Genomic DNA, 1,333 nt, shown 5'->3' on the forward strand with positions numbered 1-1,333 from the left:
GGAAATGCAGAAAAAGCTACTGCGTTTCTTACAAACGGGCACTTACACCCCACTTGGCGGCACGAAAGAGATGAAAGTCGATGTACGTATCATTTGCGCCACCAACCGAGATCCACTTACAGAGGTGGAAGAAGGACGCTTCCGCGAAGACTTGTATTACCGTGTTCACGTTGTGCCGATTGATATGCCACCTTTGAGAGAAAGAGGAAGTGACATCGTCACGTTAGCCAAGCATTTTCTCACAACTTACGCCAAAGAGGACAAGAAAAAATTCTCTAACATTGATACCGGAGCACAACACGTGATCAAACATTACGAATGGCCTGGCAACGTAAGGCAGCTACAAAACATCATTCGTAATATCGTGGTACTCAACAATGATGAAAAAGTCACGGTGGCTCACCTGCCCGCTCAGTTAACTCAAAAGAAAACGCAGGCAAGAACCGTAACCCCTGTGCACGTCGAATCATCAAGCCCGAGCAACAATCTCAACGGACATAATGCTCCAGCGATGCAAACACAACCCATTGAACCAGTGCAACCTGTTCAAGAGGCGCCTGCGCAACACACACAACCTACTGTCGGCGTTGAAACACCGAGTCATTCCTTGTCGCCGTACTTTAATGCAGACGGAAGTATCCGACCAATGTGGCAAGTCGAACGTGAAGCGATTCAAAACGCGATCGCTTATTGTGGTGGTAACGTGCTCAATGCCGCTGTGATGCTGGGGCTAAGCCCTTCAACGGTCTATCGTAAAAAACAAGCGTGGGAAGCGGATGAAGTTAATCTCGAACAATCCTGATTTACCCATTGTGGGCGAAGTTTGGATTTTTGTTGATAGCCGCATTTTTGGCGGCATCGAAAGCCACATATTAGAGCTGGCAAAAGGCATTCTCGCGTTTGGGCACGCCGTGCGTATTGTGTTGCCAACGGAGTACACACCTCAAGCGCAGCTTGTAGAAAAAGCGCAAGCGGCAAACATTCCCACCAGCTATTTACCGCAAATATCTGGTGTTCCTTCGAATACAATTGCGATCAAGCACCTCACCAGTGCTGTCGCGCATCACCAACCGAGTGTACTGCACACTCACGGCTACAAGGCGAGCATACTGGCTCGCACCGCCAAACTGCTCACTCGCACTTTTCCACGTTTGGTTTCAACTTATCATGCAGGTGAGTCGTCATCGGGCAAACTGTGGCTTTACGACGGGCTGGACAGATGCTCAGGCTATCTGTCGGTTCACTGCTTTGCAGTAAGCAAAAGTATTCAAGATAAAGTGCTCTGCCCCTCGCAACTGCTCACTAACTTTGTCGCGCTACACAGCATGAACAA

Annotated in this window: 2 protein-coding genes; both read left to right on the forward strand. The window is 48.9% G+C overall.

Going from position 1 to position 1,333, the window contains the following annotated elements; all coding sequences use genetic code 11:
* Positions 1-802, forward strand: an 802-nt coding sequence (locus R7O13_RS24160; protein ID WP_318304840.1) for a sigma 54-interacting transcriptional regulator, incomplete at its 5' end; no start/stop codon positions are given.
* On the forward strand, positions 777-1,333 hold a 557-nt coding region (locus R7O13_RS24165; protein ID WP_318304841.1), incomplete at its 3' end, for a glycosyltransferase. The genes R7O13_RS24160 and R7O13_RS24165, both read left to right, overlap by 26 nt.

The organism is Vibrio sp. Y176, assembly GCF_033438945.1.